Origin of the sequence: Paraglaciecola mesophila KMM 241 (assembly GCF_000315015.1) — a bacterium.
In the GTDB taxonomy this organism is placed as follows: Bacteria; Pseudomonadota; Gammaproteobacteria; order Enterobacterales; family Alteromonadaceae; genus Paraglaciecola; species Paraglaciecola mesophila.
The window spans coordinates 62,414-87,350 of the sequence record NZ_BAEP01000089.1; the positions used below are offsets into that span (position 1 = coordinate 62,414).

Genomic DNA, 24,937 nt, shown 5'->3' on the forward strand with positions numbered 1-24,937 from the left:
TAACGTTATTATCTTCTGAGTTTATTTTGTAGATCAGCGCGCAGTTTTCTAATGTTTGTCTCATCCATTGGGCTCGCCAGTATGCTTTTAGATGTTTCTGGGATATGCGAAAAATCCTCTGGATGGTGCTTAAATACATAATGGTCAAACTGGTTTTTCCATGCATTTCGCTGCTGCTCAGGTAAGTCACGAATACTCATCATGGCTAATAACAAGGCATTCATAGGTCTACCCATTTGTGCTGGCGTGTCGCGCCACCAATGAGTAATAAGCACATTAAACTCGCTTAACCCTTGCACATGGTGCCACCACATACTGGGGAGGATAAGTGCGTCTCCTGTTTCTAATTCAGCCATTTGAGCCGCTCCTAACGCCAGTGCGAATTTCGGATACTTCACCAAGTCGGGCTGATTAAAATCCACAGTGCTAATTGCTTGACCACCTGGGGCCTTATCCAACGGACCAACGTATAGATTTTCTAATTGCTCAGGTGGAAACAAGGTAAAGCGACGTTTACCAACCGCGCAGCACGCTAGGTTTTGGGCAAAATCATAATGCGCGGCTATATGACTCGCATTACCCAACCAAATATTCACTAATGGGGCGTTAAGCTCGGGTAAGGTTTCTATTTGCTCGAGTAAACCAGGCAAACTTTGCTCAAGGCTGGTGGCGCTAACATACACGCACTGCCCTGTTTTATTGTGAGCGTTGTGCAGAATATCTGTCAGTATTTGCGGCATGCGCTGTTGGCTTGACTCAAAGTTAAACCCTGTCATTGCAGTGTTATAGAACACTCGACCTTGGGCGGAGCTCGGCAAATAATGAGTATGAAAAGAGGCACCTTTATCGAACTGTAAAAGGTGTTGTGCCGCTGCTTCATCAGAACGTTTAGCGGCATTTACCAATGGCCAGTGGTTGCAATAACCTTTCAGTACAATGGGTTGTTGGCTGTTGAGCAAAGCTTCAGGGATATTCTTAGGTGTGATCCCCTCAAGATGTTTAACCGTTTGAGTGATCTGCTTCGCGTTTGATAAAGGCACGTCAGTGTTCTCCGATTATTCCTCTTGTGCGACCCGCTTGTTTTTCAAGGCCACTAAATCATTGAAATGCACTTGCGAGGCTAAAATCAGATAAGCAGCTTGTAAATACCCTGCTTTATGTAACTGCACTATATTGTCTGAACTAAGGGTATTGAGTACGTCTTCATTAATGGTATAGAAACCCACTAATTTATGATTAGCACCGTTATCTAAGGTGATATCAAGTGTCATAGGCTCCAACAAATTTAGGCTTATCAGCGCATTTACGAAGTTGTCATTGCCTTGCAGGCCATGATGCAAGGTTTCAAGTATGGCGGCTATGTCTTCTAAGTATTGACTATTTCCACCGTATTCTAAAAACAACTCGACACCCTGCGTTTTACTGACGCGTGGAGAATCAATATCCAAGGTAATCACACGTTGCTGCTCAGTCACGCCATCGGTAGTCACGTCTTGCCTACCAATGAAGAAAGGCATACGTTGAACAGACAAGGGGATGTAGTTTGCACACCATTTTGAGGATTCTAGAAATAAGTTTTCTTGCTGCTCGAAACCAAAAAGAGCGACAGGCGTGAACTGGGCACTGCTTTGGTCTTTGTGAAATACGATGGGGTAATGCGCTTGCACACTACGTATCTCGTCAACAAAGGTGGGCGAAAACCAAAGGTTGTCTCCGTATTTATCAGCGCGCTGAGTAATAAGACGCAGATCACTATGCTCAACACTGTTCAGTAATACATGGTTTGCCATAAACGTCCCATTCGTTATTGTTATGCATATCACTATTCGCTCTTATCTATACTTAACTAGTACTCGTTAGAGGCACTGCACAAAAACCACAGGACTTATGTAAAGCATAAGCCTGTGGCTACCTTTTTATTTTTATAAACAGAGTGTGGAGTTAAAACGTATACCTCGCTCCTACGTTATAACGCGCTCCTGTTTGAGTTAACTTATAGATTAAACGGTTATCACGACCAAATTCATTGGTGTATTCGTCAGTAATGTTAATGCCTTCAACAAAAACGGTCAGTCCTTCAAGCTGCTTAACCTCATAACTGATGTTAAAGTCAATTTGATAATAAGCGTCGGTAAAAATAGGCGCGGTTAAATCACCGTTTACCCGGCGCTCATTTAAATACTCATCCCGCCAGTTGTAAGCTACTCGAGCCTGTAAACCATCTTTGTCGTAGAACAATACTAAGTTAGCTGTGTCACTTAAACCCACAAGTGCTTCGGTATCACTCAGTGAAGACTTATCGTATTCTAAACCTGAGTCCACCATGGTGTAGTTGGCAATACCCCCAAAACCAGACTCACCAAACAGATGTTGAACGTTAAACTCTATCCCATCTATTGTGTGCTCAGTGTCGCCATTGACAGGTACGTTAATTCTGAAGTTAACCAGGTTATCTGTCGCTGGGTCGCCTAGTATTGTGCCGCCATCTAACTCCCCATTCTCATCGAAGTTAGGGGTAACATTCGGATCATCTGCGAAGTTTTCGAAGATGTAAGCTCGAAGCTCTTGGTTACTCGCACCTGCGCCCAATGCGGCGACAGCAGCATCAAACTTCTCTCCGTCCAGTGGGTTAGCAAGATTAAATATGGTTGAATCAACAGTGCCCGTGGTTATCCAATTAGTGACGTCTTTTCTGAAGTAGCCCAATGAAACGTAACTCCCTTCATCGTAATACCACTCGGCAGAAAGGTCATAATTCACAGATTCTAATGGACGCAAGCCTGGGTTACCTGAATTTCCGGAATAGCCACTCAAGCTACCTGATGTATTGATAGTTGTGCCGCCCTGTAATTCGCCGTAGCCAGCTCGTGAGATAGTTTTCCCCACAGCTGCGCGTAAAATGACGTCATCCGTTACGGAAATATTAAAGTTGAAACTCGGTAAAAATTGAGAATAATCAGCCTCTTGGCTTAACGTCTCTACCTCAGTAACACCGGTGACAGCGGTTGACGTATCTTCTGACCATTCAACACGGCTATAGCCGGGAGCGGATGCGGTTGAGGTAACATCGGTTCTTTCGTAACGCATGCCCAAGTGAGCATCGTATGGCATATCACCTAACTCACCTTCGTAGTGCAATTGCACGAATGCGGCGGTCGTTTCTTCTTCGGTGAAACGGTTAGTATCAGCGTCCCAGTCGGTTGAAGCACAAAAGTGTCCCTCTCCATTTGGCCCCGCAGATGCGCCCTCAGGTGCTAAACAATCACCCCATACGGTGTCTACATTTGCAACCGGGTCGGCAAATTCAGCAGCCCTCACTATCTCATCAAAATCAGCGAACCAAATGCGGTTGAATAAGTCATATTCGCTTTGGGTGGCTGTACCTCCGAAGTTACCTGCATCGGCGTCGAACTTGTCTAGAATAGTGTCTTCGGTCCAATTAACATCGGCAAAATCACCTTCAACCCCTACGCCGGCCCAGTCCGCTCTTTGTACTTGAGTATGCCGGTAGCGGTTATTAACGGTGTTGATTGATACACCAAAGTCGATACTGGCTTCATCGTTGTAGTGATATTTACCTGTAACTTGGGTCTGATCAATTTCAGAGGTGTAAAAATCGTTAGCAAACCAACTGCCCGACAAGCGCATGGTGTTAGGGTTAAAGTTCTCAATATTACCTGTGGCAATACCGGGTAAATCACCCGTTAAGTCTAAGCCTGTGCGTGTTCGAGTATAAGAAGGTAATTGTAAGTTGTTGCGCGTACCATGGCGCGGGTCCGACGCCTTCATTTCGGCTTCAGAACTATGGTGATCTAGGGCAAACTGTAAATCGTCGTTGACCTGCCAGTCTAAATTTAGGCCAATAGAATCAATGCTCTCTTCGCGCCCCCAAGCACCTACGGTTAAAGAGGTATCTTGCAAATCAGCGTCACTGTTGATTTGGTATAGCTCTGAGTAGATTAATGGCACTGCATTGGGTTCACCGGCCCATACCGACTCGCTGCGATCCCCTGCATAGGTAAACCACACAGATGCATCAGTATGTTGCTCTTCTATATTGTTGCGGATTAAAGTGTAATCTAGGGTGGCGGTCAGGTTATCTGTTGGTCTAAATTGCAGAACCAGCTGTCCATTGGTTCGTTCGCGCTGGCGCTCTTCAAATACATATCTAGGTTGCTGTGGATTAGAATAAATACCTGATGTAGGGCGATTGATACCGCCCTCTTCACCAGCGGGAACACCTCCCCAGCCTGTATTCGTATAGTCACTTGCGCGATAACCTTGGTCTGCTAAAAACTGCTGCATGCCGCTTTCGCGTTCTTGATAACTACCAGATATTGAAATACCAAAGGTTTCATCAGCAAAGGTTTGCGAGTACAAACCGCTTATTTCGGGCGTAACATCACCCTTATCTGTAGACTTATCGTCCACTAATTTAGCGCCAAACGTTGCTTTTGTGCCCGGAGATTGAAAGGGTCTATGCGTTGATAAATTAATGGTTGCGCCTATACCACCTGAGGTAACGCTGGCATCAGCGGTTTTATAAACTTCAACGCCTGATACACTTTCGGAGGCTAAGTTTGCGAAGTCGAATGTTCTGCTGCCGGTTGTGGTCGGCAATTGGCGACCGTTTAGGGTAATTAAGTTATTGGCTGCGCCAAAGCCGCGTACAGTAACCTGCGAGCCCTCACCACTGGCGCGATCAATGGATACACCGGTAATACGCTGTAATGATTCAGCTAAGTTTGTATCGGGGAACTTCCCCATGTCTTCTGCAGATATAGCATCCACTATGCCGCTTGAATCGCGCTTTATATCCATGGCGCGTAATAAACTGCCGCGAATCCCGCTGACTTGTATCACTTCTACATCTTCTGGTGCTGCTTGATCTTGGGCCATGACAGGCATTGTTATTGTTGCTGCACTACTGAGGAGTAGTGAAATACTGCTAGTCAGTAGTGACTGCTTAAATCTTTTGCGTGTGTTCATAAATGTACCTTGTGATCCTGATTTATAATCATCAAATGAGGCGCGTTCCTTGGTGTTCCAGCTAGCGTTGAACTAACAGCAAGATGTAAACGCAGGATTACGTTAAAGTCATGTTAACTATATGTCAATTGATGGTATTTAACTTACTGTTAACAAAAATTGTTATTAATTTATTTTTTTTCGTGAATTGTCTCTTTACAACGCAATTGCGGAATATCGGTGCCAAATAAAACCCAAATTGATCAAATGTGAACAAGACAGCGATAAAAACTCCATTGATAAAACGCCGCAAGTGCCGCTATATTTGCGCTAATTTGTAAAATCGTTTATTTTTCTCTCAACCAGCGTTCTTCACCCAATTGGAATCTATTTTTAGTGTTGAAAACTATCCCTGTGAGCGATTTAGAAGTCGGCATGTATGTAGACTCAATTGCAGAGCAAAATGGCAATCTTAAAATCAAAAGCAGAGGAAGGGTGACGACAAACGCGGCGATCACCGCTATGAAGAAGCAGGGTATTGTTTCTATCGTCATTGATTTAAGTAAGCAACTGATAAAAGAAGAAGAGCCTTCTCCTGAAGTGGAGCCACCTCCAGAGCAGGATATTCCTTTTGTTGATGAAATAAGTAAGGCAGCAAAGCTTCACGAGAAAGGTAAAGTACTGCAGCGGCGAATGCTTCAGGCGGCGGATAAAGGTTTGCCGATTGACATTGCCATTCCAAAAGAGTTTACCTCTAATTTGGTGTCTTCTATTGATCGTAACCCAAATGCACTTTTGTGTATGACCAAAATTCGCGAAAAAGACAGTTACCTACTTGAGCACTCCCTGAACGTTGCTATCTTGCTAGCCAATTTTGCCAATTATTTGGAAATGCCAGAAGATGAGGTGCAAGAGCTCGCCCTATCGGGCTTCTTGCACGATATTGGAAAAATCAAAGTACCTGATGAGATCCTGCATAAACCGGGTCGTTTGACTGATCAGGAAATGGTGATAATGCGTGATCACGTTTATTACGGTATCCGAGTATTAGAAGACATGGGTATACCAGAGCGTATGATCGAAACCATCTCACAACACCATGAGCGACTCGACGGTTATGGTTACCCAGATGGCGCCCGAGGAGATGAAATAACCAAATTTGGTCGTATGATAGCCATAGTGGATACCTATGATGCCATTACCGCAGATCGTTGCTATAAAGCGGGAATGCCCTCGCAAAAAGCACTAAAAATACTGCATGAGGAAACACCGTTAAAGTACGATCAACACTTAGTTGAGCAGTTTATAAAGTGTATTGGTGTGTATCCAGTGGGAAGTTTAGTGAAACTTTCAAGCGAGAAAATAGCTGTTGTGATTAAGCAAAATGAGAATAACCCCCTTAAACCGTTGGTGAAGGTTTTTTATTCAGTGCGCAGCGCTCACTATTTGCAACCAGTAGAGATTGACTTACTTCACTCTCAGTATCGCGTTGAAAAGGCGGTGCTGGCCAGTGAATTCAAATTAGATTTCAATCGTTATTTCAACGAATCGATCGCCATTTAGCTACTGCGGGCGTCCTGCAGTATCACTTTGACCTGATCGGTGGTGACGTCTGAAGGGCATACGCCTTTACTCACAAGTACATCGCGAATTTGCTCTGCATCGTTAGCGGCTAATACATTGCTATTTCGTTGGATATAACGAGTAAGCTGCTGCTGTAATTTTCGTGTTAAACAAGACATCTGCGCATTTAAACCAGTTAGTTATCTATCAGTTAAAATAGGTATGCCATGTTAGGGCATACTCAGTACTACATCTCTTTTCTATAAAAAGCATATAGCAAGCCACATAATTAAAAATGATAAAAATCAATGTGTTAATTTCTGAATTCGAGGTTTTTTACAGTTACTGTCAAATTTTTCGACACTTATATCCATGGTATTCGCCATGTTTTTGACCATTCTAAAATCGCCAAATAGTGATATTTAGAAGAAATAGTGGTTAACTCGAGTGGTCGGCATACTAGGGCACTCGCCCTTATAATTAAACCCCAGTGCTAGTGGAAATGCTGCTTATATATGCAGTTAGGTTGTAAAGAACATGAAGCGCGATTGTCATGTGTTCGAAAGCTTCCGTGTTTCACATGAAAATCAGGCAAGGGTAACTATTTAAAAAACACGAAAATGAGTAACACAAGTATTTTTCAAATTATTGCGGCGACACTAACCTTTGTATTTCAGATTTACGCTCGGCCAACAAGTTCACGAAGCTAGACACGGTTGGGTTCATAGGAGAGTGTTTATATTGAGCGACGAAAGGAATGGGTACGCTGATTTCATTGATCTTCACGAAAGCACAAACTATTGCTAACCAATCATTTAAAGCAATACTGTGCCACGCCTATACCGAGCCATGAACCCACTTCAACCATCAAGGTTTGCATTGAGCGTGGCTGGCTAGAGATTACAGGCGTCACGCCGGCGGCTTTAAATGCATTCAATGTTTGCTCGTATAAACCAACTGCTTCTTCACGCTTAAATACAATAAACGGGCTATCACGCAGCACGATTAGCGCAATGCTAGGCACCTTAGTGAGGTGATGGTCTTGGGGTAAAACTAACACAAACTCGTCGTTGTAAATCAGCTCGGTTTTGAGTTCCATAGGTTGAGCAGCGTCAGAGATAGGGCTAGTCAAAGCAATATCAATGTCGTTGTTCTTAAATGCTTGCTGCTGACCATGAACGGTTAAATCAAGCAATGTGACCTGCACATTGGGGTGCGAGACACTGTGCTGCCTGACTAAGTCAGGTAAGAAATTCGAACACGCTGAGCTGATATAACCAATGCTAAGCTGCCCTGCTTCACCTTTGGCCACTCTACGTACTTTTTCGGTGGCGCTTTTTTGCAGCGCTATCATGCGGTTACTTTCAATGAGCAATGCTTCCCCAGCAGAGGTGAGTTTAACCTCTCGGGTGTTACGCCAGAAAAGCTTTACCCCTAGTTCGTTTTCTAAGTCTGATATTTGCCGACTCACTGCCGGTTGAACCGTGTGAAGTGCTTGGGTAGCACCAGCAAAACTGCGGTGCGAAAAATAAGTCGGCGTAATTGCGCTAGAGCTACCGCCTGAAATCAAGCGCTGTTTCAGCTTAAATAAAAAAAGCCCCAATGTTTCATTAACACAGGGACTTTTTTATGAATAAATTTGTTGGTATATCGTTACTCTATATTGGCTATCTGCTCGCGCATTTGCTCAATCAATACCTTTAACTCGACCGCTGATTGCGTGATGTCGCTATTGATTGACTTAGAGCCTAGTGTGTTTGACTCACGGTTAAACTCTTGCATCATAAAATCTAACCGACGACCTACTGGGCCGCCTTTTTTAAGAATTTTACGGGTCTCACCAATATGCGATACTAAGCGGTCTAGCTCTTCCGCTACGTCGACTTTTTGCGCCAGGATGATCATCTCTTGCTCTACGCGAGTAGCATCGAGTTCAATCTTAGCTTCTTCAAAGCGGGCAAGAATCTTGTCTTTTTGCCACTTGAGCACATCAGGCATGTGCTGGGTCACTTTATCGACTTCCACTTGAATGCCATCAAGGCGTTGCTCGATCATCGCTCTAAGGTTAGTACCTTCGGTGGCGCGGGCCGTGATAAAATCACTTAAAGTGGCGTCGAATTCAGCTAAAACATCGGCTTGAATCCCTTCCATATCAGTTTCTTCTGCGGCGATAACACCGGGCCAGCGCAATACGTCTAACGGGTTTACACCTGATGATTGGCCATGAGATTGCACCCAGTCGGCTGCATTCATCACTTGGCGCGCCAAATCTTCATTCAAACTTAATTTACCGACCGCTGCATCGTTCGCTACAAAACGCAGTGCACATTCTACTTTTCCACGTTGTAATTGTTTGCGAAACCGTTCGCGCAATATGGGCTCTAGGCTTTTGAATTGCTCAGGCAGACGAAAATAGGTTTCAAGAAAACGTTGGTTAACAGAGCGGATTTCCCATACGGCTGTACCCCACTGTGCTTTAAGTTCGCGACGGGCAAATGCGGTCATGCTGTAAATCATTAGGTTCATTCCTTGGTGAAAACTGATGGGTATTATACCCCTGTGACATCAATGCGCGATAGCTAACATTTTTTAAGACCTTTTCAGTAACAGAATAAGTGCAATATTGGCCACATTTTTGTAAGAACCCGCGCTGTCATTTGGGTATAATGCGCGCAAATTATTTAAAGGAGTTATCCATGCGCCCGAACGACAGAACTGCAAGCCAAATTCGCCCAGTTACTATTACCCGCAATTTCACTTGTCATGCAGAAGGTTCTGTATTGATTGAGTTCGGCAACACGAAAGTATTGTGCAACGCCTCTGTTACTGAAGGTGTGCCACGTTTCATGAAAGGCCAAGGCAAAGGCTGGGTGAATGCTGAGTACAGCATGTTGCCACGTGCGACCCATACTCGTTCGGATCGTGAAGCAGCTCGTGGTAAACAAGGTGGTCGCACATTGGAAATTCAGCGTTTAATCGCTCGTTCATTGCGTGCCGCCCTTGATTTAAAACTGCTTGGCGAAAATACCATAGTCGTAGATTGCGATGTGATTCAGGCCGACGGCGGCACTCGTACTGCATCTATCACAGGTGCATGTGTGGCGCTCGTTGATGCGCTAACGTGGATGCGCAGCAAAGGGATAATCAAAACCAACCCTATGAAACACATGATAGCGGCGATTTCTGTTGGTATTTATAAAGGCAATGCGATTGCTGACTTGGAATACACAGAGGACTCAGAAGCAGAAACCGATATGAATGTGGTGATGACCGATACGGGTAAAATGATCGAGGTACAAGGTACTGCCGAAGGCGAACCTTTTAGTATCGAAGAAATGCACGAAATGTTAGAGCTAGCAAAACACGGTATCCGTGAATTGTTCGACGAGCAAAAAGCAGCACTTAACTAAGAATTAGCCAATCAACATCTCAAAACATAGGTAGATAAATGCTAGATTATCAAAAAGAGTTTATTGAGTTTGCCTTGGGCCGTGGTGTGCTCAAATTTGGTGAATTCACTTTGAAATCTGGGCGCAAAAGCCCGTATTTTTTCAATGCCGGTTTGTTTAATACAGGCCGTGATTTGGCCAAATTAGGTCAGTACTATGCTCAAGCGCTGCAAGCGTCAAATATTGAATACGATTTGCTATTCGGGCCTGCTTATAAAGGGATCCCCATCGCAACAACAACTGCTGTAGCATTGGCTGACAAGCACGATGTTGATAAGCCCTACTGCTTTAACCGAAAAGAAGCCAAAACCCACGGTGAAGGTGGAAATTTGGTGGGCAGTGCATTAGCTGGCAAAGTTATGTTAGTAGATGATGTCATCACAGCGGGCACGGCAATACGTGAATCTATGGCATTAATTGCGGCCCATGATGCGAGCCTAGCGGGTGTGTTGATTGCACTTGATCGCCAAGAGAAAGGCCAAGGTGAGTTGTCTGCCATTCAAGAAGTCGAGCGAGATTTTGCCACGCAAGTGGTGTCTATTGTTAGCTTGGCTGATTTAATTGAGTACTTGCAAACCCAAGTTTCAACGCAACCTGATTTGGCTGAGCATTTGGCAAATATTAAGCAGTACCGTGTTGATTATGGGATCTGAAGTGACATCTGCTAATTTTGAGGACGCTAATCATCAACTTGACGCTCTTGGTCTGCGTTGCCCTGAGCCTGTGATGATGGTGCGATTAAGCATACGTAACATGCAACTCGGGGAAACCTTGGCAATCAGCGCCGATGATCACTCTACTACCCGCGATATCCCTAGCTTTTGTCGCTTTATGGGGCATACTTTACTTGCCAGTGAAGTGGACGCAAAGCCCTATCGCTACTTGATCCGTAAAGACAAAAGTTAGTACTTACTTTCTATATGCTCTTAGAATTAATGTAATTTCGATACAAGCCGCTGTTCTAAACAGCAGCGGCTTGTAACAATAGATTCATTAATATGCGTTTACTGCTAGTACAATCGCAATGCAGCTCTTCGGCGCATACGTTGTGTTCAGCCAATAAGCGTTTAAGTACATCTACCCGTAATTGAATGGGCACAAACTGTTCTTGGTCGCGTGACTTAGGGCTATAAGTTTGCATGTTCTATCCACCCGTTATAAAGATTAATGAAGAGCGTGCTCCTCGTTGAGCTGTGACTGCATGAACTTCTGATGAAAGCCCGCCCCTAGTGCCAAAGACTTAATACAGTCGATAACACAACGCTGTAGTTTAGGTTGCTGGTAACTGAGGGTCAGTTCTGGCTTGAGGCGTTTTTGTGCCTGATCGTATATGGCTAAACTAAGGGTTTTTTGTCCTAGCTTTTGCAGAGTATCGGCCAATAGCACTGCGGTTGCGGTGAAATCAACGACTTTTGAAGAGGTTTGCCTATCAGCTTGGGTCATCACTATTTCAGCGGTTTCATAGGCGCAGCCCAAATAAGGTAGTGCTTGTTGCCACGCACCCTGCTCTCGGTAATATTGGCCTGTGTCTTGGGTTTCACGTAGATGAGTATGTGCGGCCATAGGGTTGGTTGCTAACCACTGGCGGTGGTTGGGGCATAGAAAGTTCTGTGACATATCGATTCTCGTGTTGATTGCGTAAAATTAAATTAACGCAAATGAGAATGATTATCAATTATTATTGTTAAATTTATTAACCTTTCTCGAGAGGCCTAGAATAGGTGCTTAAGAAAGGTTAATGACGTATTTTAACTGATTGTTTTAATTAGTTAATTTTCTTTACAGCATTTTAAACTAAGGCTTTTTAAATTTTAGCGTCCAGCGATCAGTATTCCCTGTTACGCTTTTTGCACCGACTTCAAACCTAAGCTCATCATCTTCTCTGTAATGCAAATCGCTCACATCCACTAGCTCGAAGCCTGCTTGCTGAATTTCATGAATAGCCAATACTGGGTCTACTCTGCGGCGGTTTGCATTGCTCGCTGGCTCGTTATGGCGCGCGGTATGGTCAACCACCGCATAGATACCACCTGACTTGAGTGCGGCAAAAGCCACTTCATTCATTTTACGACGGCCTTGCTCGTTAAAGTTATGATAGTTGCGAAATGTGAGCACCATATCTAAGTTGCTTACATCGAGTGAGTCAACATCAAGAGAATAGAAACGGGCCCCGTCCTCACGCCACAAACGGGCATCTTGTGCGGTCACTTTCGCTTTTTCAAATCCAGGTTCTTTGAAGAGAGTGTCAGCGACGCGACCTGCCCCTATTGCTGCGTAGTACTGCCCTTCATCAGCAACCACTGGAGCTAATATCTTGGTGTACCATCCCCCTCCAGGTATAAGCTCGACAATATGCATATCAGGTTTTAATCCAAAGAACGCTAAGGTTTCTAGGGGTTTTCGGTTGTCGTCCCGTGCGGTCTCTTGGGTGCTTCTTATGTCACTGGTCATAGCGGCTTGGATTTTTTCTTTAAGGGTGTGTTGATCGGCCATTGCCGAGCCTGCCAATAAAAAACTGCTGGCAGTCAAAACAGTTAATGCGAGTTTGCTTAATTTCATGTGTCGCTCCAAAGTGGTAAATAGTATTGTGGTGCTAAGGGGTTTAAATAAATCACCGAGTTGAGTGTGGCGCGCAATATTTTTAAGGCATCACAACTCGACTGTTCTCAAATTCTAGGCTTCAGGTGTTTTATATATCTGACCGTTTTTCATCACAAAACTGATTTGCTGCATTCTTTTGATATCGTCTAGCGGGTCACCAGAGACTGCGACTAAATCTGCTAACTTTCCATCTTCGATGGTACCTAAAGAATCGAGTTGGTCGATTAATATTGCGCCATGATAGGTTGCGGCTCGAATAGCCTCTATGGGCTTCATGCCTGCTTCGACCATAAGCACAAACTCTAAGCCGTTATCACCGTGAGCGGATACACCTGAATCTGTACCAAATGCAATTTTAACCCCGGCTTTGTGTGCATTAGCCAAAGTTTGCAGGATCAGAGGCCCTATGGTCGCAGCTTTTGGTCGTACTAACTCTGGGAAGAATCCATCAATTTTGGCTTTCTCAGCTACCCAATTACCAGCCATCACGGTAGGAACATAGTAAGTCTGATGCTTTTTCATCAGTTTAAAGGTTTGTTTGTCCATGTAGGTGCCATGCTCGATGGATGTCACCCCTGCTTTAATCGCACGCTCCATGCCTTCTTTACCATGAGCATGAACGGCGATTGTCATACCATAATCTTTAGCGGTATCAACAATAGCCTTTAATTCATCATCCATAAACTGTGGGTTTTGGCCGCTTTTAGCTACTGATAGCACGCCTCCGGTAGCCGTAATCTTAATTAGATCAGCGCCATCTTTGTAACGTTGACGAACCGCCTTACGCGCTTCTGCTACACCATTAATTACGCCGTCAGTGGCGCCTGGGTCGCCTTGGATTTTCTTTGCGGTACCGTTGGTTGGGTCAGCATGCCCGCCCGTTGTGGCAATCGATTTTGCCGCTGTGAAAATACGTGGTCCTTCAACTACTCCCTTATTAATCGCATTGCGTAGGGCCACCGATTCGTTGTAACCATCGCCTAAGTTACGAATAGTGGTGAAACCCGCCAGCAGCGTACGCTTAGCGTACTGAACGCCTTTTATGGCGTAGTCGGCTTCATTTAAGGTAAAACGCTCCATGTAACTCGAGGGGCCGTTATGTTGCGAGGTAACGTGGGTGTGCATATCCATTAAGCCAGGCATAAGGGTGTGCGTTTTAAGATCGACCAGTTCATCTTGTTCGCCGCCGGTAATATAGCCTTGGTGGATTTCTCTGATTTTATTGCCATCAACCACCACGGTCACTTCACTCATTACTTTGTCTGAATTGGCGGGGATAAGTTTACCTGCTTGTATATAGGTGGCTGCTAGGGCTTGGGTGCATATCAGTGATGCGGCTAGGGCAACGCTGAGCATTGAAACTCGCATAGTATTATTCTCGTTTTAGCTAGTGAGTGTTCAGATTAGGGGAATAAGGTCGGTAGGTCAAAACGATGCGAGGTACTAAATGTTAACAAAATGTTATGTCGCTAAGGTGATCACAACACAATGATTCTAATCGACAAAAGTTAACTGGAAGGGATGAAAAAGTAGGATGACTATAACTTACCTAAACAAAAGCGATAATCCCCACTACTAATATACAAAGCGTCATTCTTTTGCTCGGCTTGCTCAATTAATTGGTAATAAACGTTCTGATGCAATCGCGCCCATAAATTGCGTCTTACATTGATATAGGGCAAAGCAAGGTTGTTTTTGCTGTCTTCTTTTAACTCAACAGGATTTTGCGCGCTAACGATTATTTGCTCCTCGGTCTGAGTCGTAAATACCAGTAAATCGCCTTGTTGTTCCCACTGGGTGATCACGTAAGGTACGTCTTCTACCGTGATACCGAGCTTTTCAACTGGGGTGACCAAAAAGTATTGGTCACCCTCTTTTTTCAATACACTAGCAAACAGTTTCACCAACGCTTTGCGACCAATAGGCGTACCCATGTAAAACCAGCTCCCATCGTGCTTTATGACAAGATCCATATCGCCACAAAAATCTGGATTCCACTTATCAACCGGCGGCAGCTTGCCTTGTTGATCGCCAAGCTGCTTTTGTAGTGTAGCTAAGTCCATATTGAAGACGGCCTATTCTTGATCTGCTGCGATTGCGGTCTTGACCTCTCGAAGTTTGGCTTTAATACGGCGCATATTTTCAGGACCTGTACGCAGCAACTGTTTTTGAGGTGACGCTAAGGCTTCTAAACGCTGATCTTTAAACTTAAACATGACACTGTCAGTGTAAACTTCAACAGGAACAGGTACTTCTGGTGTATCAAGTAATAAGTCAATGGCATCAAGTAAGGTGTCATCGAAATCTTGCCCAGGGCTGCTGATCTCTGCAAATATCTTGTTGATAGCAGGTTTGTATTCTTGATAAAGCTGCTCCAAAGATTGTGGATCAAGTGATTCAAGTACATCTACATAAGGCGTATAGCGTTTGTAGCTAGCTGGGTCTATCCACTCTTTGTCTGCTTGTTGGAATGTGCGAAAAGTTTGTTCGGGCTTTTTCAGCACCTGATGATTCGCGGGTAATTCTTCATCTGCCAAGTTGTTGGTGGTGATAACGAAACGTTGTAGCAGGTCATCATTAACTAGTAGACGAGCAAGCTCTCCATAATCTGACAACTTTAATAATTCGGTTTTGACTGCGCCATCGCTGGTATCAAGTGGCTCCGGCTCAGGGATGGGCTCAGGCTCAATTTCTGGCTCAGGCATTTCTTCGGGCTCTGGTGCCATAGGCTGTTCTTCTGGCAAAGGTAACGGGGCAACTTCAGGAATAGTGGTTACAGGTACTTCAACCGGAGGCTCAGGCTCTACAGGTTTATCAGCCGGCCAAAAAAGCACTGCGCCAATCACTACGATCAATACAACCGCGATCACTACATAAGGCACTAATGATTTATTTTTTACGTCTTCTTCACTCATAAAAACTCCTTTAGAGGCATCAATTTGGCCTGAAACTGTGACTGAGCATATATATACTTTATTGAGAGCACGTCGCTTCATACTGGCTAAGTTATAGTGTTGTGATAAAAGATCAATCTATCAAGGGCTATATATCTCAATTCATTGAAATTAATCTGACAGGTAGCAACCTTCAAAGCTTCGTTTTAATAACCCTTCCAATTATGGGGTTGTTAAACTTTGTTAATAAAATGTTGCTAGCGAGCAGCGAACACCTTAATTTAGAAGGTATTAGTTGAAATAAGTTCGTTTAGGCAGCTTTGCAATGAGTTATATAATTTACGCTATACCCTTTTTCTTTTTGTTGATCGCGTTAGAGCTATTGGCGGAGCATTTCAGAAAAACAGATTACTACCGGACTAATGATGCGATTAATAGCTTAACGGCGGGTGTACTGAGCCGTATGTTCGGTATTTTAAAAGCCTTAGCGCCCTTCACGATATATGTGATGTTATATGACAACTATGCGCTTTTTACCTCGGGAGATAGCATCTGGCTTGGGCTGATTGCATTTGTGCTGTATGACTTTTGCTATTACTGGAATCACAGATTTGGCCATGAAATGAGTATTTTATGGGCTGCCCACGTGGTACATCACTCTAGTGAAGAGTACAACCTCACCACCGCCTTGCGACAAACAAGCGGCAGTTTTTTAAGTTGGATATTTTACCTACCGTTGGCCTTTCTAGGTGTCGATCCGTTGCTGCTACTTACCGTGGGCTCACTCAATCTTATTTATCAGTTTTGGGTGCACACTCGCCATATTGGCAGATTGGGCTGGTTGGAATGGATATTTGTCACGCCCTCTAATCATCGAGCTCACCATGCGCAAAATCAGATTTATATCGACCGTAATTACGGAGGGGTTTTCATAATATGGGATCGGTTGTTTGGCTCATTTCAAGATGAGTTGGACCAAGAGCCCCCTATTTACGGTATTCGTAAAGCATTACACAGTTGGAACCCTATTTATGCCAACACCCATGTTTACCAGCAATTGATAAAGGATAGCTGGCGCACCAAAGCATGGTCTGACAAATTCAAAGTATGGTTTGGCAAAACTGGCTGGCGCCCCGCTGATATGGAGCGCGATTACCCCTTAGGGCGAGTAGATTTAACGCGTTTCAAAAAGTTCGACATAGTCATTTCAACACGGCGTAAAGTCTACGCACTGATACAGCATGGACTCACGACTTTTGTAGGCTTGGTATTTTTACTAAATATTACCCATTTAGCGCTTATGCAACAGCTACTAATAATTGCTTGGGTCATATTCGCCAGTGTGTCAGTAGGTGAAGTATTGGCAATGAAAGTGGCGGTTTGGTGGCTTGAGGTAGCAAAATACTTAGCGTTAGTGAGTGTGCTCGTGACTCAGCCAATCCCTTTCTGGCTAATGTTAAGCATTTCATCTTTTACGGTGGTGAGTGTTGCCATGTGGCCGAGCTTAAAAAAAGAATACACCAACATCGTCGAGCAAAAAGAGGATATGGCGATTGTAGGGTGATCTGACTTCATTTTGTGTGAGTAAAAAAGCCATCAACTGCAAAACGATCCTGTCATGCGCTGAAGGTCATACTCACTGGAGTCATTATGCTTAAGTATATACTACAAGACATTATGTCAAACAAACCTAACATTGAAGTGGCCTCAGTTGAGTCCCACGAAATGAGCCTTTACATTTTGCGCTTAACCATAGCAGGCAAGCAAGGCGTGGTGTATGACAAGTCTACGCTTAGGCCGATGCCATTTAGAAGTACGGAGCATATTCGTGAAGCACTCAAAGAATGTGATGTCGCTCACGCTGAGTTGATTCACTTGTCACCTTATGACGAAATGATTGGCAACCCAAAATCTGAACGCGCTATGGTATTGCCATTCTCAATGCAAAACCAAACATAATGAAACTTAGCGATTCTCGATAGTGTTATGTACGAAAAGGTAAGCATAATAACAACACAACGCCACGATAACGCCTATACCTAGAATTGAACCCCAAGCAACCGGATCGGTTAATATTAATGCCATCATGATTATTTCCCCTCAGTGATTTGATAACGTAATGCTAGCGGATCGCTGAGGGGCAGAATTGATCTGAATCAATTTTTACAATGGCTTATTGGCTTTTCGCTTCGATGATTTTTAACCAGTGAGTCCAGATACTTAATTGGGCCAGCGTTAACTTTATGCACACTAACAAGGGTACTGCTAACAAAACGCCGACTGCACCCCACAACCAACCCCAGACCAACAACCACAAGACAACGATAAGCGGATTAAGCTGCATATTGCGTCCTAATACGGTAGGGGTAACAAACTGGGACTCAACAAGATTTAACCCAAAGTAAACGGCTGGTGGAATGAGCGCAGTCACTTGCACGCCAAACTGAACTAAGCCTGCGAGGGTTAAAATGGTTGCTCCAATAAGTGAGCCCACATAAGGAATAAAGTTTAATAGACCTGCCAACACGCCCCAAAGTAGCGCATCTTCAATGCCGATTAAGTACAAAACGAAAGCCGTGCTCAGGCCAAGGCCGGCGTTAATAATACTGACGGTCACAATATAGCGAGATAGCTCTTTTTGAATAGTTGCCACTAGGCATCGAGCTTGGTCCTTATCGGTGATTTTCGGAAAGTGCTGGATAAACGCTTCAAATAATTGAGGGCCAAAAATAAGCAAGAAAAGGGTTAAAATGATCCCTGTCATAAGCTGAGCCAATATCAACGGAGTACTTGATAGCACAGAGAGCATGATCTCTAACCCCCCTTGCTTTAAGCGTTGAGACATCACGTTTTCATCTTTCTCAACGGGCCCCTGTTCTGCCTTATTTTTGAATAAACCGAAGAAGCTAAATTCATCATCATCGGCTTTAGCCGGCACATTACTTTCGTTTTCACCTTCCATGGCATCACTGATTGAATCGAGTTGCTCGGTAACATGCTGGGTCAACTCTGGTACTAGCTTGGCCCATTTTTGTGCGGGCTCGGCTAGTTCTGCACCAAGAAACGTAAAAGGCGCTATCAAGGTTGAAACGAGCAAAAATGCAGACACTGTTCGAGGAACATGTAAACCTTGTAGCGCAGCGACAAGTGGGCTCAAAAGCAGTGCTATAAGTGAAGTAACAACCAGAGGCATTAATAGACTTTGAGTGAAATACAGCGTGTATAAAACGCCTAAGAAAAGTAACCAAACCGCAGGTTCGGTTCTTTTTGCCCCCGGTTGACCAGAAAGTGTTGCCATTGATATCTCTTAGAATGTAGGTAATTGTTTATAGAATACACGGGAAATGTATTTGGTGAGATATAAAAATGCCCGTTAGAACTTTCGGGCGTTGACGTGTTTTTTGTTATGCGTTTGACTTAATCAATGATGCCCAAACTCAACCTTTAAAAGCTCAATAGAATCTTCAAAAGTCAGGGTTTGAATATCACCCTTACCTTCTACATTGATGGTATTGATTTGGCTGGGCCATAAATCACGCAAGGCGTTGTGGCTAATCACTAGATTATCTAATTGCTCAGGCTCAGCCGTTTCTTGATACACCCAGAAGAATTTGCCTTCTATTTCAAAGCCAGCGGATTTAAGTGGTATTGATTGGCCACCTTCTTTGCTCATAGCAAAGCGTTTACTCACGTAACCGCTAAATTGCTGTTGGGTTTTGGCTGAGCCAATAATGTCCGCATTTTTACCAAAAATATGCCGTACAGCATGCTCTGCGTCATGCAGGCTAAACCTATGCATCACTTCTATGTTTTCAGTGCGAGGGTTAAACAACACGGTACTAATGGCTGTTTTCTGTTGATGTGCAAAAACCGCACTTGTTGCTATTAGCAACAAGGCGGTTAACGTACGTATGAACAATTTAGGCATGACTAGTCATCATTCTCGTCTTCGTCATCACTTTTAAGCTCGGTCTTGATGTCTTGCATGATATCGCGAGACACTTTTTTGGTGCTCTTCTTCGCTTTGTAAGCTTCGATACGTGAAGGAATAATCTTACGAGGGTAATCATTGTTGCTTACATCTACGTCGGCGGTTTCCCAGCGCGGATCGACTGAAACGCTAACCAACTCTTTGTCCTTGTCAGTCACGATTAGTTTACTCACCGCTTTAGGGGTACGACGCCAAATTTCAGCTGGGATGTATTGATTATCCTTGCTGCCATCGGCAAAGGTAAGCTCAAGAATGATTGGCATGACCAAGCCACCTTTGTTCGAGAAATCAAGCACGTAATAGTTTTTATCTTCTTCCACGGCGCGATCAAACGCAGTGCGTTCCCAAGGCTCAAGGTCTTTCAGAAATTTGTTGTATTTATTACGCTCTTTGTTGGTCACTGTGAAGCGATCATTCTCGTCATAGAAGTCGGTAATGTCTGAGAATCTGTCAACCCAAAGCTCTTTACCTTCGGCTTTGTTACGCTCGTCGGTCAAAGACAAAGGCTTATCTAACTCTTCTTGGCGCTGACGGTCGAAGTCGATGTCTGGATTTTTGGTGTCTAAACGCAGTTTAGAGATTTTATCCAATGAGATATCAACGTGATCTGTGGTGTAAAACCAACCACGCCAGAACCAATCTAAATCAACACCACTGGCTTCTTCCATGGTGCGGAAAAAGTCTGAAGGTGTTGGGCGCTTGAACATCCAGCGTTGGGCGTATTCTTTAAAAGCAAAATCAAATAGCTCACGACCAAGAATAGTTTCACGCAATATATTAAGGGCAACGGCTGGTTTGGTATACGCGTTAGGGCCAAGGTGCAATACGCTATCAGACTGGGTCATCACAGGCACCTGCGATGAAGATTTCATGTAACCTACTACATCACGCGGCTCCACACCCCAAGGAATGGTTGGATCCCATTCGCGACCAGCAACGCCGTCTAAAAAGCTGTTTAGCCCTTCATCCATCCATGACCATTGACGCTCATCTGAGTTAACAATCATTGGGAAGTAGTTATGCCCCACCTCGTGAATAACCACGCCAATCAAGAAACGTTTTTCAGCTTGTGAATAGGTGCGGCTGCCGTCGTCCTGTAATTCAGTACGTGGGCCGTTGAATGAAATCATTGGGTATTCCATACCACCGACAGGGCCGTTTACCGATTGCGCCGTTGGGTAGGGGTAATCAAACGAAAAGCGAGAGTACACATCTAATGTATGTACTACTGATTCAGTCGAATACTTCTTCCACAAATCGCCGCCTTCTTTAGGATAAAAAGACATCGCCATGACTAAAGACTGCTCTGAACCTTTCTGTGGATGGCCTTTGGCATCCCACATGAACTTACGTGACGATGCCCATGCAAAATCGCGTACATTTTGAGCGCTGAATTTCCAGGTTTTTTCTTTGCTGGTTCCGGCCTTTTCGTTTTCCAATGCTTCATCAGCCGTTACGACAAACACAGGACGTTTTGCGGTTTCAGCTTCTTTCAAACGCTTACGTTGAGTTGAAGTAAGTACTTGCTTAGGATTTTGTAGCACACCTGTAGAGCTTACGATGTGATCCGCTGGAACGGTCATTTCAACATCATAATCACCGAACTCGAGAGTGAATTCGCCACGACCAATAAACTCTTTATTGGTCCATGCTTCGTAGTCGGTATAAGCGTGTAGGCGTGGGAACCACTGGGCAAGCAAGAATATATCGTTACCGCCATCACGTTCGTCATCAGGGAAGTGCTCATAACCAGAACGAGCTGATACGGCATCTTCTTCCACTATGTTGTAAGCAAAATCAATCGCAAAATCGACAGTCTTTCCAGGCGCTAAAGGCTGCGCCAAATCTATGCGCATATTCGTACCGACAATAACGTGGTGCAGCTTAGAACCAGTAGAATCAACGACCTTTTGAATGTCGTAGCCAAGTTCATGATCAGCCACGAATTGGTCTCGGCGCAATGCGGCTAAGCTCAATTGTGCTGGCTTACTGCCAGTTGCCCCTTGAGTGGCAGGACCACGAGCCCCAATGCCACCAAAGGTGGTAGTCATTGCTGACATGGAGTCATTTCTGAATTTATTTTGATCTAACTGCAGCCACAAATATCTTAACGTGTCAGGCGAATTATTTTTATAGGTAATGGTTTCGCTGGCTTCTAAACGACGCTTTTCTTCGTTTAAATGCACTTTTATTTTGTAGTCTACAGCTTGTTGCCAATATTGATGACCCGGTTGCCCCGCGGCATTTCGGTATACATTTGGCGTGGGAAGTGACTCATCTAACTGGCGGAACTTATCTTTAAAGTCGCCTTTGGTTTGTTCGATAGCGGCATTAGCAGCACTGACCGATAACAGCGAAATTAACGCTGTAGTGATTATTTTATTAAACATTTTATTCCCTGACTTTGTATTTCGAGCTGCATTGAATTCGTTATTATTTTTCACCGCAGCTGGGCATAATATTATAAATACAAGCTAAGATCTCGCCGCAGACTTATATGTGTTGAACTTGTTTGTAAGAAAATTGTACAGCTTGCTGAACGTATAGTTTTAAGCACTTCATATCATTTGACATATTTTGTACCTAAAAGGCCATAGCTTATAACGACTAATGCTTGTTTCTAGGCGGGTTTGTCGTACTCTAAAGGCATATTAACTCGGTAGGATTTCTCATGTCACAACTCTCGTGGCAACGGGCCGTTATCAAAGTCGGTAGTGCCCTAATCGCCCCTGATGGTAAAGCGTGTAGTAGTAAATACTTATTACCCATAGCGCAATTTATTGTGACCAGCCGCGCTCAGGGGAAAGAAGTGATTTTAGTCTCTTCAGGCAGTGTTGCCGCTGGGCGCAGTAAAATAGGTTATAAACATCACCCATCGATCGCTGAAAAACAGGCGATGGCTGCGATTGGGCAAACTCATATGATGGCGAATTGGGCGCGTTTATTTGATTTCGACTGCGCACAAATTTTGCTAACGTCTGATGATCTGCATAATCGCACGCGCTACGTCAATATCAAAAACACCTTACGAGAACTACTGCGTAACAATGCCCTGCCGATTGTGAATGAAAACGACACGGTTGCTATCAATGAACTAAAAGTAGGCGACAATGATAATTTAGCGGCTTATACCGCGTTAGTTGCCCAAGCTGATAGCTTGATTATTTGTTCTGATATTGATGGCTTGTATGAAGCAGATCCAAGGAGAAATCCACTTGCCAAATTCATTCCTACAGTACATGAGATTGACCAAAGTATTCATGACTTAGCCGGTGGCGCAGGCACGAGCGTAGGGACTGGAGGCATGCGCACCAAAATTCAGGCTGCGGAAAAGTGCGCTAAAAGTGGGATTCAAACGTTAATCGTCAATGGGCGCAATCCAGATGTGTTCGAGCAACTTGCCCAAGGGCGACAGCCCGGAACGTTATTTTTGCCCAGTAAAAACCGAGACAGTGCTCGTACTCAGTGGTTACGGCATACGTTGCGCTCAAAAGGCACGTTAGTCATTGATGATGGTGCACAAAAGGCGCTGATCCACAAAGGCGCGTCGTTGCTGCCTTCAGGTATTACCAGTGTTCTAGGCTCGTTTAAACCCGGTGAAGCAGTTGATATTCGGTTCAAAGACCAGATAATAGCTAAAGGCCTTTCCTTATATGGCAATAGTGAATTGCAGCAAATAAAGGGGCAACGAAGCGATAGAATCGAACCTATTCTTGGTTATTCATCAGGTGAGGTTGCCATTCATCGTGACGATTTGGTTTTACGCTAGCTATCGCGGTTTAACGAAGTTTAATATCAATTTAAAAGGTGTTTAAGAATGGAATTTTCAATCGCACAAGCGGCCAAAGCGGCACGTATTGCCTCGCGTCAGGTAGCTAAACTGTCTGCCACTCAAAAAGAGACACTGTTAAAAGACATCGCAGAGCGTATGTTGGCGCAAACTGAAACCATTATTTTAGCCAATGAGAAAGATTTGGCGGCAGGGCGAGATAACAATTTAGATGATGCCATGCTCGACCGTTTATTACTGACGCCGCAGCGCATCCAAGGCATTGCAAATGCGGTTTTTGATATCGCTGCTCAAGCAGATCCCGTGGGCAGCATTGACCATATGCAACAAATGCCTAGCGGCATTCAAGTGGGAAGAATGCGTATTCCCCTCGGCGTGATCGCTATGATTTACGAGTCTCGCCCGAATGTAACTATTGATGCCGCAGCGTTATGCCTAAAAGCTGGTAATGCGGTTGTATTGCGCGGTGGTAAAGAAGCGCTTCATTCGAACTTAGCGCTCGCTGCGTGTATAAGTTATGCCTTAGAGAAGCACGAAATTGATCCTGCTGCGGTGGTTGTTGTGCCAAACCCTGACAGAGCAGTCATGAATGAGCTAATGACCCTCAACGAAGATATTGATTTGATTATTCCACGGGGCGGCGAAGGTCTGATTCGGTTTGTAAGCGAAAATAGCAGAATACCAGTGATCCAGCATTACAAGGGCGTGTGTCATTTATATGTGGATGATGCCGCTGATGAAAATAAGGCACTCAACCTACTAAAGAACGGTAAAACTCAGCGCACAGGCGTATGTAACTCACTTGAGACATTATTAGTGCATCAAGATATCGCCCCAACGTTTATGCCAAAGGTGAAAGCGTTGTTTAACGAGCATAAAGTGAAAGTTCATGGCTGCGAGCGTAGCCTTCAATATTTTGATAATGCATCCCTTGCGACAGAAGATGATTGGCATGCTGAGTACTTAGCGATGGAAATCGCAGTGCGTATAGTAGATGAGTTTGATGCTGCAATAGAGCACATTGAAACATACAGCTCAGGGCATACGGAGGTGATTGCCACGCAAGACTTCAGCCGAGCTCAGCAATTTATTCGTACTTTGAATTCAGCGGTGGTGATGGCTAATGCGTCATCGCGTTTCTCGGATGGCGGCGAATTAGGTTTAGGCGCAGAAATAGGCATTTCTACAAGCAAACTACACGCTTACGGACCTATGGGCGCTGAGTCGCTAACCACACAAAAATTTATTGTGTTGGGTGATGGTGAAGTACGCGGGTAGCTATTTAATTAGCCTATTTGAGCTTTTTATAAATATGATCAGGGCGCAGAACTCGGTCCCTGTTTCACTTGGAGTTAACAGTGTATAAAGTGTTAGCGGCATGGCTGCTTACTTTTTCCCGAGCTTGGCTATATGTGAATGATAAGTGCACTCTGGTGGCCGTTGTCACCGGGCGCATAAGCATTTTTCGGCCAATATACGCACTAGGCGACTTCATTACGTCTTCGATGAACCGCTGTTCGTTCGCTATACAGCATGCGGTTAGTGTGTACTTGCTTACTTTTGTTTCATGCTTTTTTCATAGCATTTATTCATTTAAAATCAGATGTTTAATCGCAGTTGATAATTTAGCATCTTTCCTTGGCCAATTCTCCGCTGCTTGTTTCACCGGCTGCTTATTCCA

The 24,937-nt window shown here is 44.3% G+C and carries 24 protein-coding genes; 8 read left to right on the top strand and 16 right to left on the bottom strand.

What is annotated here, in order from left to right; all coding sequences use genetic code 11:
- Positions 1 to 8: 8 nt before the first annotated feature.
- From GMES_RS21440 to GMES_RS21450, 3 genes are all read right to left on the bottom strand, one after another.
- Positions 9 to 1,040, bottom strand: a complete 1,032-nt coding sequence (locus GMES_RS21440) for a cupin-like domain-containing protein (protein ID WP_006994930.1) — start codon at positions 1,038 to 1,040, stop codon at positions 9 to 11.
- A gap of 15 nt (positions 1,041 to 1,055) precedes the next feature.
- Positions 1,056 to 1,790: a SapC family protein gene (locus GMES_RS21445; RefSeq protein ID WP_006994931.1), complete on the bottom strand. Its 735-nt coding sequence runs from the start codon at positions 1,788 to 1,790 to the stop codon at positions 1,056 to 1,058.
- A 151-nt stretch (positions 1,791 to 1,941) separates the two neighbouring features.
- A complete protein-coding gene (locus GMES_RS21450) occupies positions 1,942 to 4,989 on the bottom strand; it encodes a TonB-dependent receptor (protein ID WP_006994932.1) in 3,048 nt (1,015 codons plus the stop codon).
- Between the two features lie 375 nt (positions 4,990 to 5,364).
- Here GMES_RS21450 and GMES_RS21455 point away from each other — a divergent pair, with 375 nt between their 5' ends.
- Positions 5,365 to 6,531, top strand: coding sequence for an HD-GYP domain-containing protein (locus GMES_RS21455; protein WP_006994933.1), 1,167 nt, complete (start codon positions 5,365 to 5,367; stop codon positions 6,529 to 6,531).
- On the opposite strand, the gene GMES_RS21460 is transcribed toward GMES_RS21455, so the two are convergent.
- From GMES_RS21460 to GMES_RS21470, 3 genes are all read right to left on the bottom strand, one after another.
- Positions 6,528 to 6,710, bottom strand: a complete 183-nt coding sequence (locus GMES_RS21460; protein ID WP_006994934.1) for a hypothetical protein — start codon at positions 6,708 to 6,710, stop codon at positions 6,528 to 6,530. The two genes, GMES_RS21455 and GMES_RS21460, sit on opposite strands and share 4 nt — an antisense overlap.
- Before the next feature lie 632 nt (positions 6,711 to 7,342).
- Entirely contained in the window at positions 7,343 to 8,134 is a 792-nt protein-coding gene (locus tag GMES_RS21465; protein ID WP_006994936.1) for a LysR family transcriptional regulator, read from the bottom strand.
- A gap of 50 nt (positions 8,135 to 8,184) precedes the next feature.
- A complete protein-coding gene (locus GMES_RS21470; protein ID WP_006994937.1) occupies positions 8,185 to 9,048 on the bottom strand; it encodes a YicC/YloC family endoribonuclease in 864 nt (287 codons plus the stop codon).
- Between the two features lie 179 nt (positions 9,049 to 9,227).
- On the opposite strand from GMES_RS21470, the gene rph reads away from it, so the two are divergent.
- Genes rph through tusA form a run of 3 tightly spaced genes read left to right on the top strand, consistent with a single transcriptional unit; the run spans position 9,228 to position 10,886 of the window.
- Positions 9,228 to 9,941, top strand: coding sequence for a ribonuclease PH (gene rph / locus GMES_RS21475; protein WP_006994938.1), 714 nt, complete (start codon positions 9,228 to 9,230; stop codon positions 9,939 to 9,941).
- Positions 9,942 to 9,979: 38 nt separating this feature from the next.
- The gene (gene pyrE, locus GMES_RS21480) at positions 9,980 to 10,633 is read left to right on the top strand and encodes an orotate phosphoribosyltransferase (RefSeq protein WP_006994939.1); all 654 of its coding nucleotides are present in this window, start codon (positions 9,980 to 9,982) and stop codon (positions 10,631 to 10,633) included.
- Entirely contained in the window at positions 10,623 to 10,886 is a 264-nt protein-coding gene (gene tusA / locus GMES_RS21485; RefSeq protein WP_033185006.1) for a sulfurtransferase TusA, read from the top strand. Before pyrE ends, tusA begins: the two co-directional genes overlap by 11 nt.
- Positions 10,887 to 10,941: 55 nt before the next feature.
- On the opposite strand, the gene GMES_RS21490 is transcribed toward tusA, so the two are convergent.
- The 6 genes from GMES_RS21490 to GMES_RS21515 form a co-directional block, all read right to left on the bottom strand.
- Positions 10,942 to 11,121, bottom strand: coding sequence for a hypothetical protein (locus tag GMES_RS21490; protein WP_006994941.1), 180 nt, complete (start codon positions 11,119 to 11,121; stop codon positions 10,942 to 10,944).
- A 23-nt stretch (positions 11,122 to 11,144) separates the two neighbouring features.
- Positions 11,145 to 11,597, bottom strand: coding sequence for a hypothetical protein (locus GMES_RS21495; protein WP_006994942.1), 453 nt, complete (start codon positions 11,595 to 11,597; stop codon positions 11,145 to 11,147).
- 177 nt (positions 11,598 to 11,774) lie between these two features.
- Positions 11,775 to 12,539: a class I SAM-dependent methyltransferase gene (locus GMES_RS21500; protein ID WP_006994943.1), complete on the bottom strand. Its 765-nt coding sequence runs from the start codon at positions 12,537 to 12,539 to the stop codon at positions 11,775 to 11,777.
- Between the two features lie 114 nt (positions 12,540 to 12,653).
- Positions 12,654 to 13,949, bottom strand: coding sequence for a metal-dependent hydrolase family protein (locus tag GMES_RS21505; protein WP_006994944.1), 1,296 nt, complete (start codon positions 13,947 to 13,949; stop codon positions 12,654 to 12,656).
- A gap of 170 nt (positions 13,950 to 14,119) precedes the next feature.
- Positions 14,120 to 14,644, bottom strand: a complete 525-nt coding sequence (locus GMES_RS21510) for a DUF1285 domain-containing protein (RefSeq protein ID WP_006994945.1) — start codon at positions 14,642 to 14,644, stop codon at positions 14,120 to 14,122.
- Positions 14,645 to 14,656: 12 nt separating this feature from the next.
- The gene (locus GMES_RS21515) at positions 14,657 to 15,496 is read right to left on the bottom strand and encodes a DUF3014 domain-containing protein (RefSeq protein WP_006994946.1); all 840 of its coding nucleotides are present in this window, start codon (positions 15,494 to 15,496) and stop codon (positions 14,657 to 14,659) included.
- 304 nt (positions 15,497 to 15,800) lie between these two features.
- Between GMES_RS21515 and GMES_RS21520 the strand changes: the two genes are divergently transcribed.
- Positions 15,801 to 17,039, top strand: coding sequence for a sterol desaturase family protein (locus GMES_RS21520; protein ID WP_006994947.1), 1,239 nt, complete (start codon positions 15,801 to 15,803; stop codon positions 17,037 to 17,039).
- An 86-nt stretch (positions 17,040 to 17,125) separates the two neighbouring features.
- On the top strand, positions 17,126 to 17,434 hold the full coding sequence (locus GMES_RS21525) for a DUF6482 family protein (RefSeq protein WP_006994948.1): 309 nt from the start codon (positions 17,126 to 17,128) through the stop codon (positions 17,432 to 17,434).
- Between the two features lie 6 nt (positions 17,435 to 17,440).
- Here GMES_RS21525 and GMES_RS22935 read toward each other — a convergent pair whose 3' ends face one another.
- The 4 genes from GMES_RS22935 to GMES_RS21540 form a co-directional block, all read right to left on the bottom strand.
- Positions 17,441 to 17,563 (bottom strand): hypothetical protein, encoded by a 123-nt coding sequence (locus tag GMES_RS22935; RefSeq protein ID WP_006994949.1) that lies wholly within the window; start codon positions 17,561 to 17,563, stop codon positions 17,441 to 17,443.
- An 85-nt stretch (positions 17,564 to 17,648) separates the two neighbouring features.
- Positions 17,649 to 18,773 carry an AI-2E family transporter gene (locus GMES_RS21530; protein WP_006994950.1) on the bottom strand — a complete coding sequence of 375 codons (1,125 nt, stop codon included), beginning with the start codon at positions 18,771 to 18,773 and terminating at the stop codon, positions 17,649 to 17,651.
- Positions 18,774 to 18,896: 123 nt separating this feature from the next.
- Positions 18,897 to 19,403 carry a DUF6702 family protein gene (locus GMES_RS21535; RefSeq protein ID WP_006994951.1) on the bottom strand — a complete coding sequence of 169 codons (507 nt, stop codon included), beginning with the start codon at positions 19,401 to 19,403 and terminating at the stop codon, positions 18,897 to 18,899.
- A 2-nt stretch (positions 19,404 to 19,405) separates the two neighbouring features.
- Complete coding sequence (locus GMES_RS21540) at positions 19,406 to 21,856, bottom strand: M1 family metallopeptidase (protein ID WP_006994952.1); 2,451 nt, start codon at positions 21,854 to 21,856, stop codon at positions 19,406 to 19,408.
- Between the two features lie 281 nt (positions 21,857 to 22,137).
- Between GMES_RS21540 and proB the strand changes: the two genes are divergently transcribed.
- Together proB and GMES_RS21550 are read left to right on the top strand one after the other, a co-directional pair.
- Entirely contained in the window at positions 22,138 to 23,235 is a 1,098-nt protein-coding gene (proB, locus tag GMES_RS21545; RefSeq protein ID WP_006994953.1) for a glutamate 5-kinase, read from the top strand.
- Between the two features lie 48 nt (positions 23,236 to 23,283).
- Positions 23,284 to 24,534, top strand: a complete 1,251-nt coding sequence (locus GMES_RS21550) for a glutamate-5-semialdehyde dehydrogenase (RefSeq protein ID WP_006994954.1) — start codon at positions 23,284 to 23,286, stop codon at positions 24,532 to 24,534.
- The last annotated feature ends 403 nt before the right edge of the window (positions 24,535 to 24,937 follow it).